The sequence below is a fragment of the Caminibacter profundus genome (assembly GCF_054657155.1).
Window position 1 is genome coordinate 1,377,215 of the sequence record NZ_BAAHXC010000001.1, and the last position, 13,600, is coordinate 1,390,814.

16 protein-coding genes and 4 tRNA genes are annotated in these 13,600 nt (G+C 30.9%); 8 read left to right on the top strand and 12 right to left on the bottom strand.

Annotated features, from left to right (window positions below; genetic code table 11):
• Positions 1–11 precede the first annotated feature (11 nt).
• Genes ACYQ1U_RS07490 through ACYQ1U_RS07505 form a run of 4 tightly spaced genes read left to right on the top strand, consistent with a single transcriptional unit; the run spans position 12 to position 2,803 of the window.
• A complete protein-coding gene (locus tag ACYQ1U_RS07490; protein ID WP_459886151.1) occupies positions 12–797 on the top strand; it encodes an alpha/beta hydrolase in 786 nt (261 codons plus the stop codon).
• Entirely contained in the window at positions 778–1,434 is a 657-nt protein-coding gene (locus tag ACYQ1U_RS07495; protein WP_459886154.1) for a phosphoglycolate phosphatase, read from the top strand. Before ACYQ1U_RS07490 ends, ACYQ1U_RS07495 begins: the two co-directional genes overlap by 20 nt.
• The gene (locus tag ACYQ1U_RS07500; protein WP_459886156.1) at positions 1,427–2,494 is read left to right on the top strand and encodes an FAD-dependent oxidoreductase; all 1,068 of its coding nucleotides are present in this window, start codon (positions 1,427–1,429) and stop codon (positions 2,492–2,494) included. Before ACYQ1U_RS07495 ends, ACYQ1U_RS07500 begins: the two co-directional genes overlap by 8 nt.
• A gap of 24 nt (positions 2,495–2,518) precedes the next feature.
• Positions 2,519–2,803 carry a hypothetical protein gene (locus ACYQ1U_RS07505; RefSeq protein WP_459886158.1) on the top strand — a complete coding sequence of 95 codons (285 nt, stop codon included), beginning with the start codon at positions 2,519–2,521 and terminating at the stop codon, positions 2,801–2,803.
• 347 nt (positions 2,804–3,150) lie between these two features.
• Here ACYQ1U_RS07505 and ACYQ1U_RS07510 read toward each other — a convergent pair.
• From ACYQ1U_RS07510 to ACYQ1U_RS07555, 10 genes are all read right to left on the bottom strand, one after another.
• Positions 3,151–3,240, bottom strand: a tRNA-Ser gene (locus ACYQ1U_RS07510).
• 30 nt (positions 3,241–3,270) lie between these two features.
• Positions 3,271–3,359, bottom strand: a tRNA-Leu gene (locus tag ACYQ1U_RS07515).
• Positions 3,360–3,402: 43 nt separating this feature from the next.
• A tRNA-Cys gene (locus ACYQ1U_RS07520) sits at positions 3,403–3,477 on the bottom strand.
• 13 nt (positions 3,478–3,490) lie between these two features.
• A tRNA-Gly gene (locus ACYQ1U_RS07525) sits at positions 3,491–3,567 on the bottom strand.
• 486 nt (positions 3,568–4,053) lie between these two features.
• Positions 4,054–5,631, bottom strand: coding sequence for a phosphoenolpyruvate carboxykinase (ATP) (gene pckA, locus ACYQ1U_RS07530; protein WP_459886161.1), 1,578 nt, complete (start codon positions 5,629–5,631; stop codon positions 4,054–4,056).
• Between the two features lie 121 nt (positions 5,632–5,752).
• Positions 5,753–5,965 (bottom strand): hypothetical protein, encoded by a 213-nt coding sequence (locus ACYQ1U_RS07535; protein ID WP_459886164.1) that lies wholly within the window; start codon positions 5,963–5,965, stop codon positions 5,753–5,755.
• Between the two features lie 9 nt (positions 5,966–5,974).
• Positions 5,975–7,174, bottom strand: a complete 1,200-nt coding sequence (locus tag ACYQ1U_RS07540) for a cytochrome d ubiquinol oxidase subunit II (protein ID WP_459886167.1) — start codon at positions 7,172–7,174, stop codon at positions 5,975–5,977.
• The gene (locus ACYQ1U_RS07545; protein WP_459886170.1) at positions 7,174–8,760 is read right to left on the bottom strand and encodes a cytochrome ubiquinol oxidase subunit I; all 1,587 of its coding nucleotides are present in this window, start codon (positions 8,758–8,760) and stop codon (positions 7,174–7,176) included. Before ACYQ1U_RS07545 ends, ACYQ1U_RS07540 begins: the two co-directional genes overlap by 1 nt.
• Position 8,761: 1 nt before the next feature.
• The gene (locus ACYQ1U_RS07550; RefSeq protein ID WP_459886173.1) at positions 8,762–8,992 is read right to left on the bottom strand and encodes a DUF4492 domain-containing protein; all 231 of its coding nucleotides are present in this window, start codon (positions 8,990–8,992) and stop codon (positions 8,762–8,764) included.
• Between the two features lie 168 nt (positions 8,993–9,160).
• On the bottom strand, positions 9,161–9,547 hold the full coding sequence (locus tag ACYQ1U_RS07555) for a class II SORL domain-containing protein (RefSeq protein WP_459886175.1): 387 nt from the start codon (positions 9,545–9,547) through the stop codon (positions 9,161–9,163).
• 112 nt (positions 9,548–9,659) lie between these two features.
• Here ACYQ1U_RS07555 and rnhA point away from each other — a divergent pair, with 112 nt between their 5' ends.
• From rnhA to aroC, 4 genes are read left to right on the top strand one after another with little or no spacing between them, the layout of a single operon-like run.
• Complete coding sequence (gene rnhA, locus ACYQ1U_RS07560; protein WP_459886178.1) at positions 9,660–10,088, top strand: ribonuclease HI; 429 nt, start codon at positions 9,660–9,662, stop codon at positions 10,086–10,088.
• An 18-nt stretch (positions 10,089–10,106) separates the two neighbouring features.
• A complete protein-coding gene (locus tag ACYQ1U_RS07565; protein ID WP_459886181.1) occupies positions 10,107–10,883 on the top strand; it encodes an HDOD domain-containing protein in 777 nt (258 codons plus the stop codon).
• Positions 10,873–11,553 (top strand): ribonuclease III, encoded by a 681-nt coding sequence (gene rnc, locus ACYQ1U_RS07570; RefSeq protein ID WP_459886184.1) that lies wholly within the window; start codon positions 10,873–10,875, stop codon positions 11,551–11,553. Before ACYQ1U_RS07565 ends, rnc begins: the two co-directional genes overlap by 11 nt.
• A gap of 57 nt (positions 11,554–11,610) precedes the next feature.
• Positions 11,611–12,684 (top strand): chorismate synthase, encoded by a 1,074-nt coding sequence (gene aroC / locus ACYQ1U_RS07575; RefSeq protein ID WP_459886187.1) that lies wholly within the window; start codon positions 11,611–11,613, stop codon positions 12,682–12,684.
• On the opposite strand, the gene ACYQ1U_RS07580 is transcribed toward aroC, so the two are convergent.
• Complete coding sequence (locus tag ACYQ1U_RS07580; protein ID WP_459886190.1) at positions 12,678–12,980, bottom strand: cupin domain-containing protein; 303 nt, start codon at positions 12,978–12,980, stop codon at positions 12,678–12,680. The two genes, aroC and ACYQ1U_RS07580, sit on opposite strands and share 7 nt — an antisense overlap.
• Complete coding sequence (locus tag ACYQ1U_RS07585) at positions 12,964–13,596, bottom strand: MqnA/MqnD/SBP family protein (protein WP_459886193.1); 633 nt, start codon at positions 13,594–13,596, stop codon at positions 12,964–12,966. The genes ACYQ1U_RS07580 and ACYQ1U_RS07585 overlap by 17 nt, the downstream gene beginning before the upstream one ends.
• Positions 13,597–13,600: the final 4 nt, after the last annotated feature.

Below are 13,600 nucleotides of genomic sequence, written 5' to 3' on the forward strand. Positions count from 1 at the left end.
TGGAGGTTTAGTTGAATATATTTTTATATTTTTTGTTATTTTTAGTTTTTATTTATATTTTTGCGGCTTTATATTTATATCTTACTCAAGATAAAAAAGTTTTTAATGGAAAATGGGCTAAAGAATACTCACCAAAACTTATAAAGAAAATCTATTTTAAAACAAAAGATGGAACAATTCTTGAGGGTGGATTTACTAAAAATGGTGAAAACTTACCACTAGTGTTATATTTTAGTGGAAATGCAAATAATGTTTTAGAATTTTTAGACAAAATTGCCACAAATCTTAAAGATTATAATTTTATTGGATTTAATTATCCTGGATTTGCTAAAAGTGAAGGTAAAGCAAGCGAGGAGTGTGTATTACAATATGCTACTGAGATTTATGATAAATATCACCCTGATATTGTTATGGGAAGGAGTCTTGGTAGTGCAGTAGCAAGTTTTGTTGCAAGTAAAAGGGATGTAAAAGGAGTGGTGCTTATTACTCCTTTTGATAGTATTGAAAATATAGCAAAAAAGAAATATCCAATTTTTCCGATTTCCTTACTTCTAAAACATAAATTTAAAGAAGCTGATTTTATTTCTAAAACAAAAGCACCTGTTGTAGTAGTAGCATTAAAAGATGATGATTTAATTCCGAGTAGTTCTTTAGAGAATTTATTATCACATATTAAAAATTTAAAAGATGTAATTTATTTTGATGAAATCCCTCATGGATTTATTTTTGACCATCCAGATATTATAAAAATTTTACATAAAGCATTAAAGGAAGTAAGTGAAAGCAGTGTTTTTTGATTTAGATGGTACTTTAATTGATAGTGCAGAAGATTTAGCAAATTCTATAAATTTTATGTTAAAAAGTATAGGAAAAAATCCATATGATATAGAACTTATTAAAACTTGGGTAGGAAATGGGGCTACAATGCTTGTAAAAAGAGCTCTTAGTGGTAGTTTTGAGATAGGTTATATTGATGAAAATGAATTTAAAAAAGCTCTTAATATTTTTATGGAGCATTACAAAAATAATTTATGCATAAAAACACAAATGTATCCTGGTGTAAAAGAGACTTTAGATAAGCTTAAAGCTAAAAAATTGGCAATTATTACTAATAAGCCTTTTAAATTTGTGACTCCAATTTTAAAAGAATTTAAAATAGATGGATATTTTGATTTAATCTTAGGAGGTGATAGCCTAGATGAGAAAAAGCCATCTAAAAAACCTCTTTTATTTGCATGTGAAAAGTTAAATGTAAGTCCAAGTGATACCATTATGGTTGGAGATAGTAAGAATGATATTTTTGCGGCTAAAAGGGCAGGAATAAAGTCAATTGCCATTACTCATGGATATTCTCAAGGTGAAGATATAAAAGGACTTGATGCTGACTTTGTTGTAGATGATATTAGAGAAATCTTAAAGGTAATATATGGGTAAAGTAGCAATAATTGGCGGAGGAGTTGCTGGGTGTGGAGCAGGTATTTATTTAAAACAAAGAGATGTTGATGTAATGATTTTTGAAAAGAAAAGTTCACTTGTATCAGGTCCTCCTATGTGTCATTTGCATGCAGGAGGAAATTTATATCCTGAAATATCTCTAAACCAAAGACTTCAGCTTCTAAAAGAATCAATTGATTTTTTGAAGTTCTTTCCTTTTGCAATTGATTATAGACCTACAATAGTAGCAGTTCCAAAAGATGTCAATATTTCTATGAAAGAAATTTTAAATGCCCTTGAAAAGATAAAGGATTATTATAAAGAGTTAGTGAAAAAAGATAAAAGTAATAAAGTTTTAGGTGATCCAGATGAGTATTATAAAATATATTCAAAAGAAGAAATTGAAAAATTAAAGTCAAAAGTAAATGTTCCAAAATCAAATGAAGATTGGATGGCAGTATTTGCTAGAAATATTGATTTAGATACCATTAAGTATCCAGTGATTTTAGTAAAAGAGTTTGGACTTAATGTTTTTAGAATAGCAGCAAGCGCTGAGATTTTACTGAAGGATAACTTTTTGTTAAACACTGAAGTAGTTGATGTAAAAAGAGTAGGGGATAAGTGGGAAATTATTTATAAAAAAGAAGGTAAGGTTTTTAAAGATGTATTTGACTATTTAATCAATGCAGCTGGGTTTGAAAGTGGAGTGATTGATGATTTTGTTGGATTTAAAGAAGAAAGATTTGTAGAGTTCAAAGCAGCTTATGTTACAAAATGGGAAAATGATGAAAAATATTGGCCAGAAATTATTTTTCTTGGAATTAGAGGTACTGATAAGGGGCTTGGACAATTTACTCCATATCCAGGGAGTCATTTTCAGTTACATTATATGAGTAAAAAATCAACACTTTTTGAAGATGGATTAGTAAAAACTAAGGATTCCTCTCAACCAGAGTTACCTAAGAGACATATAGAAAAAATAGAAAAAGGTTGGAATTTTGAAGAGGTAGAAAAAAGAACTAAAAAAGCAATTGAATATATCTCAAAATTTATTCCATAATTTAAAACGGCAAAAGTAACAAAAGTGCCTCTCTTTGGTGCTCAACAGATTCCAGGCAATGATCCAGAACTTCGTGCAGCTGAGGTTTTTATAGGAGATAGATATGCAAGATGTGAAATTGTAAAGGCTTCTTCTATTATAGAAATGTCAAAAGTAATTGAAAAAGAACTTAAAAATTTAGGGTTTAAAATAAATAACAAAAAAGATTTAGAAATTAATGAAAAAGAGATAGAAAATTTAGCTAAAAACTTGGCAAAAAAAAGAGGATATCCTGAGGATTTAGGACAAATTAATTTTAAAAGATATTAATGAAATAAAGAAAAGCAAATTTTTTAACGATATGCAAAAGCTAAAAAGTAGAGACATACGCTGCCCTAACAGGTTAAGTGCACTTTTTTTAACGCTTTTGCGTCGCTAAAATTTGCAATTGTTTCGCTCTTTTAGTTAGTGCTTAAAGATGTTGGATATTTAATGGGTTTTAGTATAAAAATCACAAACGCTAAAGTGCCCTTACGGTTTGGTGTGATTAATTTAGCAAAAATTTTTATTAAAAAAAGTTACGTTTTTATTTTGTAAGATATTATTTTAGGTTTAGTATATAAAATTAGATATTAAGTTGTAAACACATTTTTGAAGATGCTTTAATGAAGTTTAAGTGGCGGAGAGGGTGGGATTCGAACCCACGGTACGGTTGCCCGTACAACGGCTTTCAAGGCCGCCGCCTTCAACCACTCGGCCACCTCTCCAACATTAATTAAGAGCTTAGATATAAGTAGTGGTGCCCGGGGCCGGACTCGAACCGGCACGGGCAAAATGCCCGAGGGATTTTAAGTCCCTTGCGTCTACCAAGTTCCGCCACCCGGGCTTGGAGTGAAATTATAGCAAGTTTTTCTTAAATTTTGCTTAACTGGAGGCGCCACCCGGATTCGAACCGGGGATCAGGGCTTTGCAGGCCCCTGCCTTAGCCACTTGGCTATGGCGCCAAAAAATTTTTAATGGAGCGGGCTACGGGGCTCGAACCCGCGACCTCCACCTTGGCAAGGTGGCGCTCTAGCCAACTGAGCTAAGCCCGCTTGGAGTGAAATTATATTAAAAAAAAGAAAAAAAAGCAATAGAATTTTTTACTGTTGTAATACCAATTCAAATAAATTAAGACATCTAAAGTTTTGGAAAAGAAGATGAAGATATAATACCAATTCTCAATTAGTTAGTTACTTTAAAAATGTTTAAAACTGCCATTATTTCAATACTTTTCATCATTTTCCATTGTCCATTTTCCATTGTCAATTGGTATAATACCAATTCCAAGATATTTAGACACTTCAGTATAATAAAATTTAGTTAATCAAATACAACCAATTAAAGCATATACTTCTATTTAAAAACTATGACTATATTAGAATTGGTATAAGGAAAAGAAAGAAAAGATAAAGAGTAAATGTAAGATTTTAAATAAGGTGTGGTATTAGTATGTTTTAAATAAATTAGACTAATTTAGTAAGTTTATTGAGTGTTTTTTTAAAGCATAAGAAGTATTTAAAAAAAGAGGAAAGAAGAAGTTAAAGTTTTGGACCAGCTTTTTCGTATTCTCTCCCCTCACTAACGTCTTCATATCTTTTGAAGTTTTCAATAAACATAGAAGCTAGTTTTTTAAGTTGAGCATCATATTCTTCTTTATTTTCCCATGTATTTCTTGGATTTAGCACTTTTGTATTTACTCCTGGCAATTCTTTTGGAATTGCAAGATTAAACACAGGTAAAGTTTCAAATTCAGCCTTCTCAATACTTCCATCAAGGATTGCATTAATACATGCTCTTGTATCTTTAATACTCATTCTTTTACCTATTCCATAAGGACCACCAGTCCATCCTGTGTTTACTAAATATACATTTACATTGTGTTTATCAATCTTTTCTCCAAGAAGTTTTGCATAAACTGTAGGATGAAGAGGTAAGAAAGGTTCTCCAAAACAAGCACTAAATGTTGCAACAGGCTCAGTAATTCCTCTTTCAGTTCCAGCTACTTTTGCAGTATATCCGCTTAAGAAATAATACATTGCTTGTTCTTTTGTAAGTTTAGATACAGGTGGTAATACTCCAAATGCATCTGCTGTTAAGAAAATAATATTTTTAGGATGTCCACCTTGGAGTGTGCATTCGTAATTTTCTATATGTTCTATAGGATATGAAACTCTTGTGTTTTCAGTTTTGCTTGAATCAGTATAGTCTACTTCTCCGTTATCTTTTATTACTACATTTTCAAGTAGTGCACCTCTTTTTATTGCTGAGTATATTTCAGGTTCGCTTTCTTTATCAAGGTTGATGACTTTTGCGTAGCATCCACCTTCAAAGTTAAATACTCCATTATCATCCCAACCGTGTTCATCATCACCTATAAGTTTTCTTTTTGGATCTGTTGATAAAGTAGTTTTTCCAGTACCAGATAATCCAAAAAATAAAGCTACATCACCTTTTTCTCCGATATTAGCAGAACAATGCATAGAAAGTTTGCCTTCGAGTGGTAACCAGTAGTTCATCATAGTAAATATACCTTTTTTCATTTCACCACCATACATTGTACCACTCATAACTGCTAAATTTTCTTCTATATTAAATGCTACAAAAATATCACTATTTAGATTTTCTTCTTTATAATTTGGATATTTTGCAGGTCCTGCTACTAAAAATGTAAAATCTGGTTTGAAGTTTTCAAGCTCCTCTGTGTTTGGCAATATAAACATATTCATTACAAAATGTGCTTGCCAAGCAATTGGAGTTATAAATCTTATTGCACGTCTAGAGTCAATACTAGCACCTACAAAAACATCGATAACATATAATTCATCATATTTTGATAGTTCTTCTTTTGTGAATTTTTCGAGTTTTTTGAAAGTTTTAGGAGTAATTGGTTGGTTTATATTTCCCCATGCTATAAATTTATCGCTTGGAGGTTGTTTTACAAAGTATTTATCTTTTGGGCTTCTTCCTGTGAACTCTCCAGTATCTACAGCTGTAGCACCACTTAAAGTCTCTTTAACTTCACCTCTTTTTAATGTGTCTTCAATTATTTTATCATAACTTGGGTTTTGAATAATATTTTTGGCCTTTATACCAATCTTTTCAAGTTCTTTTATCATAATTTTCTCCTAAATAAATGTGGTAATTGGAGCATAATTATAACAAATTTTTGAGTGTATATATAAAGATAAGGAAAATTTTTATTAAAAGATAATTATTAAAGAAAAGAAGAGAGGGAGATTATAGGTCTTTTTCAAGACCAGATTTTTTTAGAGTATATTCAATAAATTTGTAACTAATAATAATTAAAATTGGCCACATAAAAAATATAATAATACCCCATGTTGAGTCTATTTTATGAACTTCTGGGTTAATTCCATTTGGCATTAATTTTTCAGTAGCCATAAGGAAACTGCCAAAAAACATCATTAATAAGAAAATTATTTTTTTCATTCTCACTCCTTAATATGCATGAGATTCTGGATCTGCAATTTCTTCTCTTGTAATAGGACCTTCTTTTTTCATTTGATACCATACCCAAATGATGTATCCTAAAACAAATGGTACAGCAACACTAACCCATGCCATAACCATAAGAGTATATTTGCTACCAGAAGCATTTTGGATTGTTAAACTACTTTGTAAATCAGCATAGCTTGGATAAAACGGTGTACCATTTAGACCAGCTAGTGTAAATACAATAATACCAATTAATACAGTACCAAGTCCACTAAACCAAATACCTTTATTTGATTCTTTAAATGCTGTAATAAATACTCCATATACAAATAATACAAGACCAATTAATAAAACAATTAATTGAATTGCACCAAATGCTAGTAAGTTTTGTAGATATTTTCCATCTACTAAAGTTACAGTACCTTTAGGGTCATGTATATCATATGAATACCCTTTCATTGTTAAAAGACCATAAAGTACTACAAGTAAAGCAACTAATAATATTGCAAAACATCTTTTTACTGTAGCTCTAAGTCTTGCTATTAAATCAGGAAACTGCCTGTTGTCAATATCATTAATTAACCAAAGAGCGCCTAAAATTCTAGCTACTGCAAATACTAAAATACCCATAGCAAGGTTAAACCATGCACCATGTTTAAAGTCAATTGCTGCTTCTAAACCTCTTAAATTGATTCCATCAGGAGCAGTTCCCCACTCAAGAATTCTTGTAGCATAATCAAATCTAAAGTTACTTCCTGTAAAAAATGTACCAACTGCTGCACCAATTAATATTATACCTACAACACCGTTGAAGTAAAGGAAAAATTTATAAGCACCTTTACCAATTAAATTGTTTGGCTTATTCATATATTCATAAGATACTGCTTGAAGTACGAATGCGAATAGAATTAGCATCCATACCCAATAAGCCCCACCAAACGAAACTGAATAAAATAGTGGAAACGCTGCATAGAGTGCCCCACCAAAAAGAACTAAAGTTGTAAAAGTTAGCTCCCATTTTCTACCAAGAGAGTTAAGAATAGCTCTCTCTTCTGTTTCATCATTTGTTAAATGAAATAGAGTTTGTCCACCTTGAACAAATGTCATAAGTAAGAATAGTCCTCCAAGAACCGCAACAATTATCCACCAATAAAATTGGAGATAAAAGTGTGTTGCGTCTACTGTAATTGGTGCCCAATTCATTAGTGCGCTCCTTTTGGTCCAGATTTAACGACCGTAAATAGGATTTTTAGTTCTGCAATACCAAGAATTACAAATGCTGTTAAGAACATAAAGAATGTAGCTTGAACATTTTGTAGTGCAATTGGTGTTACAGATTCTGCTGTTGGAAGTACTCCAAATACTGTCCATGGTTGTCTTCCAATTTCTGCTGTCATCCATCCAAAGCTTGTTGCAATCCAAGGTAGTGGAACTGAAATAACAGCTAGTTTTTGAAGTAGTGTACTGTTTTCAAATGTTCCTTTCATAATTGCTACATAAGCTAAAATGAATAGAATAATAAACCAGAAACCTAAAGCAACCATAATATGGAATGCATAGAATACAGGTGGTACTGGTGGATAGATTAGGTTAGGATCTTTATTTGCAAAATATCCATATCCAATTAAGTCAGCTTTTGTCAGTTTAGTTCCAGTTTCAGGATCTTGCCAAATAACTTTATAAAAATCAGCTTTTGCTGCTTCCATAGCTTGTGTATCACCAGCTTTTTTAGCTTCATGATATTTGAATAGATCTTCTCTTGCTTCTTTACCAATTTGAGCTAATTTACTTAAAGGCCAAATGCCATATTCTTCATTTCCTTGTACTAAGTCTTTAAGTCCAGGTACGAATGCATTTAGGTCTCTTTTTCCAAGAAGTGATAACATTTTTGGAAGTTCAATTTTAAATACAAAAGCTTCATCATTACTTTGAACTGTTCTAGCATCTAATGCTTTAGGAATACCAATTGCTACAATTGGTGCTCCTCTTTCACCAACGTAAAGTCCTTCAGCTGAAGCAATTTTTGTTGGTTGAGTATTTGCAACTTCATATGCATGTTCATCTCCAATTACTGCAAGGAAAATTGATGAAATCAAACCAAAAGCTGCTGCAACTGCTGCTGATTTTTTAGCAAAGTCAACATGTTTTTTTCTTAGTAAATATAATGCAGATATACCAAGAACGAAAATACTTGCCATTGTATAACCAGAACTAACCACGTGTAAGAATTTAACTTGAGCAACTGGTTGAGTGATCATTGCCCAGAAATTTGTCATTTCCATTCTTGAAGTGTCAATATTGAAGAAACCAAATTCATTACTTGGATGTTGCATAAATCCGTTTGCAATTAAAATCCAAAGTGCTGAAAGGTTTGAACCAATCGCAAGTAGCCACGTAGAAGCTAAGTGCACACCTTTAGATACTCTTTTCCATCCAAAGAAAGAAATTGCTGCAAATGTTGCTTCCATAAAAAATGCAACTATACCTTCAACTGCAAGAGGTGCTCCAAATAAGTCACCAACCACCCATGAGTATGTAGACCAGTTTGTCCCAAACTCAAATTCGTGAATAATACCAGTAGATAGACCAAGTGCAAAGTTAATTCCAAAAATTAATTGCCAAAACTGAGTAATTTCTTTCCACTCTTTTTTACCAGTTTTTACGTAAATTGTCTCAAAAAATGCTACCATAAAAGACATACCTAACGTAAACGGTACAAAAAAGAAGTGGAATAGTGCAGTCATTGCAAATTGGGCTCTTGCCCATTCAAGCATGCTGTAATCTATCATGCTATTCCTCCTTTGTTTGTTTGGTGGTTGTAATTCCTGTAAGTTGCTTAATATATAATTCTTTTAAGTTTTCTTCTCCCTTTACTTTTGTATGAATATTAGGGAAAAAGAAAACTTTAAGCACTACAAAAATTACAACCAATTTGATAATAATAATAACCCACAGCTTACGCCCAAGGTCTGATAGGTTTTTAAACCCATCAATGTAAAAGAACAAGATTCGTTTAAACATAAAGCCCTCCTTCGAGGCTATTGAAAATTATATATCAATTTAGTTTATCAGTCAATAAAATTTAACAAATAATTAATAAAAATATTGAGAAATTATCTCAATGATTTTATTTTAACTTTAAAAATTGTTAATGGTAAAATTAGAGTAAAATAGAGGAAAAAGGAGAGTTTATTCAGTAACTGTAACTTCTTTTACTTCACTCTCCCAAAGACCATGTTTAGTACAATAACTCATTGCAGTTAGTTTAAGTTTATTTTTAGTAGGGATGATATGAAAATCAACTTCTACATGGTCTTTTTGATTTCCAAGAGTACCTGGAGCAAATGTAGCTTGTCCTAGTAATGTTTCTCCATCCCAAAGTTGAACATATGCAATGTAATGATCAAAATCATCAGGATGAGAGTATTCATTTCCAACTTTAACTTTAACTTTAAATTTTTCACCTTTTTTTGCATTGTCTTCACAAATTACAAATGGTGAATGTCTGTCGATATAGTCTTTTTTTGCTTCTCTATCTATTTGAGAAATGTCTTGGTATCTGTTTACTTTTGGCATTTTTGCCTCCTTTTGATAAAATTTGTGGATATATTATAACACAAAAAATAAAAAAGACAATAGGACTCTGAATTAATTAATAAAAAATTATAAAAATTTAGAAAGGAAAAATTTGAAAAAAGTTGAAGTTTTTACTGATGGAAGTTCGCTCGGAAATCCAGGTCCTGGGGGATGGTGTGCAATATTAAGATATAAAAATTATGAAAAGATCCTAAAAGGAGGTGAAAAATATACAACTAACAATAAAATGGAACTAATTGCAGTTATTGAAGCTTTAAACCAACTTAAAGAGCCTTGTGAGGTAGATTTATATAGTGATTCTACTTATGTATTAAAAGGAATAAAAGAATGGTTAAATAATTGGATAAAAAAAGACTTTAAAAACGTAAAAAATCCTGAGCTATGGAAAAAGTATATTGAAGTAAGCAAGCCACATAAAATTAATACGATTTGGGTCAAAGGACACTCTGGATTTAGAGAGAATGAAATTTGTGATAAAATTGCAAAAGAGGAAGCTTTAAAAATGAAAAGTGAAAAATGAAAAATTTTGGAGTAAAAAATGCTTATTACAAAAGAAGAAATATCTAAATATTTAAAAGAAGTGCCTCCTGTTCCTGAGAGTGTACAAAAATGTTTAAAGTATTTAAAAGAAGGTGAACTTAAAAAGGCAGCTCTTGAAGCTGATAAAGATTTTGTTTTAAAAAAACAAATTGAAAATATTGTAAATTCTGCCTATTTTTCTCTTCCAAATAAGGTTGAAGATACTATACAGCTTTTTAGTATGATTGGTCTTGAGATGGCAAAAAGTATAGTGTATTCTTATCTTGTAAGTTTACTTCAACCAAAGACATGGAAAATATTTAATATTCCTTTTGCTGATTTTCAAGCAAGTTTTATGAATGAGTTTGAAAAGTATATGATATTAGAATTTGGTGAAGAAACTTTTAAAAACTATGCAGAAATAGGGGCAATAGTTCCTGCGAGTGTATGTGTTTGTGATAAACTTTTAGGGAGTAAAAAAGAAGAACTTGATATAATAATGAGTTCTACTCCAATAGAATATGGCACTCTTATAAAAAGAATGACAGGAATAACTCTGTTTGGTATTGCAGCAACAATTACTAAAATTTGGGGACTTGAAGAAGAAAAAGTATCTGTATTAGCTCAAGCTGATTGTGATAGTTGTAAAAATAAAATTGCAGCTTTAACTCATTTTTTGTTTTTTTATTTAAGTAGTAAACCGCAGTTTTATGATATTAATTCTTTAATAGAATTTAAATTAGAATGTATATCATTAATACCAAAAACATATGAAAGGATTACAAATGATAGCTGAAGAATTACAAAAGAGCTTGGGATATCAGTTTAAAAATGAAAAATTGATAACCGAGGCTCTAACACATAGAAGTTATACAAAAGATTTTAATAATGAAAGATTAGAATATTTAGGAGATGCAGTACTTGATTTAATTATTGGAGAATACCTCTATCATCTTTTTCCAGATGCAGAAGAAGGTATTTTATCAAAGCTTAGAGCAGCTCTTGTAAATGAAGACTCTTTTGATAAACTTGCTAGAAGGCTTGATCTTGGGAAATATTTGTTTCTTTCACCTGCAGAAGAAAACAATAGAGGTAGAGAAAAGCCATCAATTCTCTCCAGTGCATTTGAAGCATTGATTGGTGCACTCTATTTAGAGGCTGGTTTTGATATGGCAAAAGAAGTTACTTTAAAGCTTTTAAAAGAAGAATACCCAATAATTACGCCAGAGAAGTTGCTTAAAGACTATAAAACAACTCTTCAAGAAATAACTCAGGCTCATTTTGGAGTAGTACCTGAGTATAAACTTATTAGTGCTACTGGACCAGACCATAAAAAAGAGTTTGAAATAGGTGTATATATTAATGATAAAGAGTATGCAAGAGCAAAAGGAAAAAGTAAAAAAGCAGCTCAGCAAGAAGGGGCTAGACTTACTATTGAAAAACTAAAAAAAGAATTAAATTTGTAATTTGTGTATTGGTTAATTGGTTGATTAGGCTTTAAAACAACGAATTGGAGGTTTAGAGTGTTTAATAGTTTTGGTGAAATTTTTAGGTTTACTACATTTGGTGAATCACATGGAGTAGCTTTGGGTGTGGTGATTGACGGAGTACCAGCTGGAGTTGATTTTGATGAAGAGTTTTTAATTAGTGAGCTTGATAGAAGAAGACCTGGTAAAAATAGATTTGCTACAGGAAGAAAAGAAAGTGATACACCTGAGGTTTTAAGCGGGATATTTGAAGGAAAAACAACTGGTACTCCTATTGCTATGGTAATTTTTAATAAAGACCAAAAAAGTAAAGATTATTCAAATATAAAAGATATCTTTAGACCTGGTCATGCTGACTTTACTTATTATCATAAATACGGAATAAGAGATTATAGAGGTGGTGGAAGAAGTAGTGCAAGAGAAACTGCTGCACGTGTAGCAGCAGGTGCGGTTGCTAAGATGATTTTAAGAGAATTTAATATTGAAATTCAAGCAGGGGTTATTGAAATAGGTGGAATTAGGGCTAAAGAAGAAAATTTTGAATATGCAAAAAATTCTCCTGTTTTTGCGTTAGATGAAAATGTAGAAAAAAAATGGATGGAAATTATTGATAAAGCAAGAAATGAACATAATTCATTAGGAGGAGTTGTAAAACTTAAAATAAGAAATCTTCCAATAGGATTAGGTGACCCTATTTATTATAAGCTTGATAATATTTTAGCTAGTGCAATGGTTAGTATCAATGCCGTAAAAGGTATATATATTGGAAATACAAAAGCTCATAAGCTTACAGGACTTGAAAATAATGATGAAATAAGTAAGAATGGATTTTTAAGCAATAATTCAGGAGGGGTTCTTGGAGGTATAAGTAATGGTGAAGATGTTGAAATTGAAATATATTTTAAGCCAACTCCATCAATCTTTAAACCCCAAAAATCAATTGATATAGCAGGAAGAGAAGTAGAAGTAAACTTAAAAGGAAGGCACGACCCAATTGTAGCCGTTAGAGGCTCTGTTGTAACAGAAGCAATGGCGGCGTGCGTGGTTGTGGATATGATGCTACTTAATATGACAAGAAAAATGGAGTATTTAAAGAGAATTTATCAATAAATGTGAATAGCAAGCCAAATTGCTATTTTTTTTGTTTTTAAGAGAGTGTGAGGAGTTTTTGCTGGAATAAACAGAAAATCTCCTGCTTTTAGTTTTTTAACTTCTCCATTTATCTCAATTTTTGCACAGCCTTTGAGTAAAACTACCCATTCATCTTCTTTTTGACAAAAAGTTTGAGGAGTTTTTAGGCTGTTTGAGATAATTTTTTTGATTTTAATATTTTTATGTTTTAGTAGAGTTTTAAATATTTCATTATCAATTTCAGGTAATGTTTCAATTTCAAATAAATTTTCCATTTTTCTCCATTTGTTTTGCTTTTTTCCAAAAAATTTTCAAAGCTTTTTTTTCTCTCCAGCCAATTTTATAATAAATAATTTTGTCTAAGTATTCCTTAGCTTCTTTGTAGCTAATTTCAATATTTTCAGCATATTTCGTTAAAGTTGTGTAAGGGATTTTTTGTTTTTGTCTTAGGAAGTTTTTTATTAATTTTTTATATTTTTTATTGTTTTTATTTGCACAAAATACAGCAAATACAAATGGAAGTTTATATTTTTTATACCAAACTTCTGCTAAATCAATACAATTTTTCTCTTTAAAAGCTTTATCTCCTATTACAACTTTTCCGTTTTGTTTTAGAATTTTTGCAAGGACGTTTGATGTAGCAGATTCAGTATCTTCTCCCTTTCCTTTACATACAATTACTGTTTTTACTTTTTTTTGGGCAATAATACCCGCATTGAAGCATTTTTTATTTTTTGTTTTTATTGAAGAGATAAATGCAGCTTCAATTTGTCCTTTTTCAAACCATTCATTGATTTTTGCAGGGTAAGACTTACTAACTTTTATCCCTTTTTTTTTCAAAAATTGATAAAATGGCAAGAGGTTTAGATAATTAATATGACCGATCTTCATAAGA

Excerpts from the sequence above, each read along its gene's own strand:
- ACYQ1U_RS07550 (WP_459886173.1), bottom strand. The coding sequence starts at position 8,992 with ATGTTTAAACGAATCTTGTTCTTTTACATTGATGGGTTTAAAAACCTA.
- ACYQ1U_RS07540 (WP_459886167.1), bottom strand. The coding sequence starts at position 7,174 with ATGAATTGGGCACCAATTACAGTAGACGCAACACACTTTTATCTCCAA.
- ACYQ1U_RS07535 (WP_459886164.1), bottom strand. The coding sequence starts at position 5,965 with ATGAAAAAAATAATTTTCTTATTAATGATGTTTTTTGGCAGTTTCCTT.
- rnc (WP_459886184.1), top strand. The coding sequence starts at position 10,873 with ATGATAGCTGAAGAATTACAAAAGAGCTTGGGATATCAGTTTAAAAAT.
- ACYQ1U_RS07555 (WP_459886175.1), bottom strand. The coding sequence starts at position 9,547 with ATGCCAAAAGTAAACAGATACCAAGACATTTCTCAAATAGATAGAGAA.
- ACYQ1U_RS07580 (WP_459886190.1), bottom strand. The coding sequence starts at position 12,980 with ATGGAAAATTTATTTGAAATTGAAACATTACCTGAAATTGATAATGAA.
- pckA (WP_459886161.1), bottom strand. The coding sequence starts at position 5,631 with ATGATAAAAGAACTTGAAAAGATTGGTATAAAGGCCAAAAATATTATT.
- ACYQ1U_RS07545 (WP_459886170.1), bottom strand. The coding sequence starts at position 8,760 with ATGATAGATTACAGCATGCTTGAATGGGCAAGAGCCCAATTTGCAATG.
- ACYQ1U_RS07500 (WP_459886156.1), top strand. The coding sequence starts at position 1,427 with ATGGGTAAAGTAGCAATAATTGGCGGAGGAGTTGCTGGGTGTGGAGCA.
- ACYQ1U_RS07565 (WP_459886181.1), top strand. The coding sequence starts at position 10,107 with ATGCTTATTACAAAAGAAGAAATATCTAAATATTTAAAAGAAGTGCCT.
- ACYQ1U_RS07585 (WP_459886193.1), bottom strand. The coding sequence starts at position 13,596 with ATGAAGATCGGTCATATTAATTATCTAAACCTCTTGCCATTTTATCAA.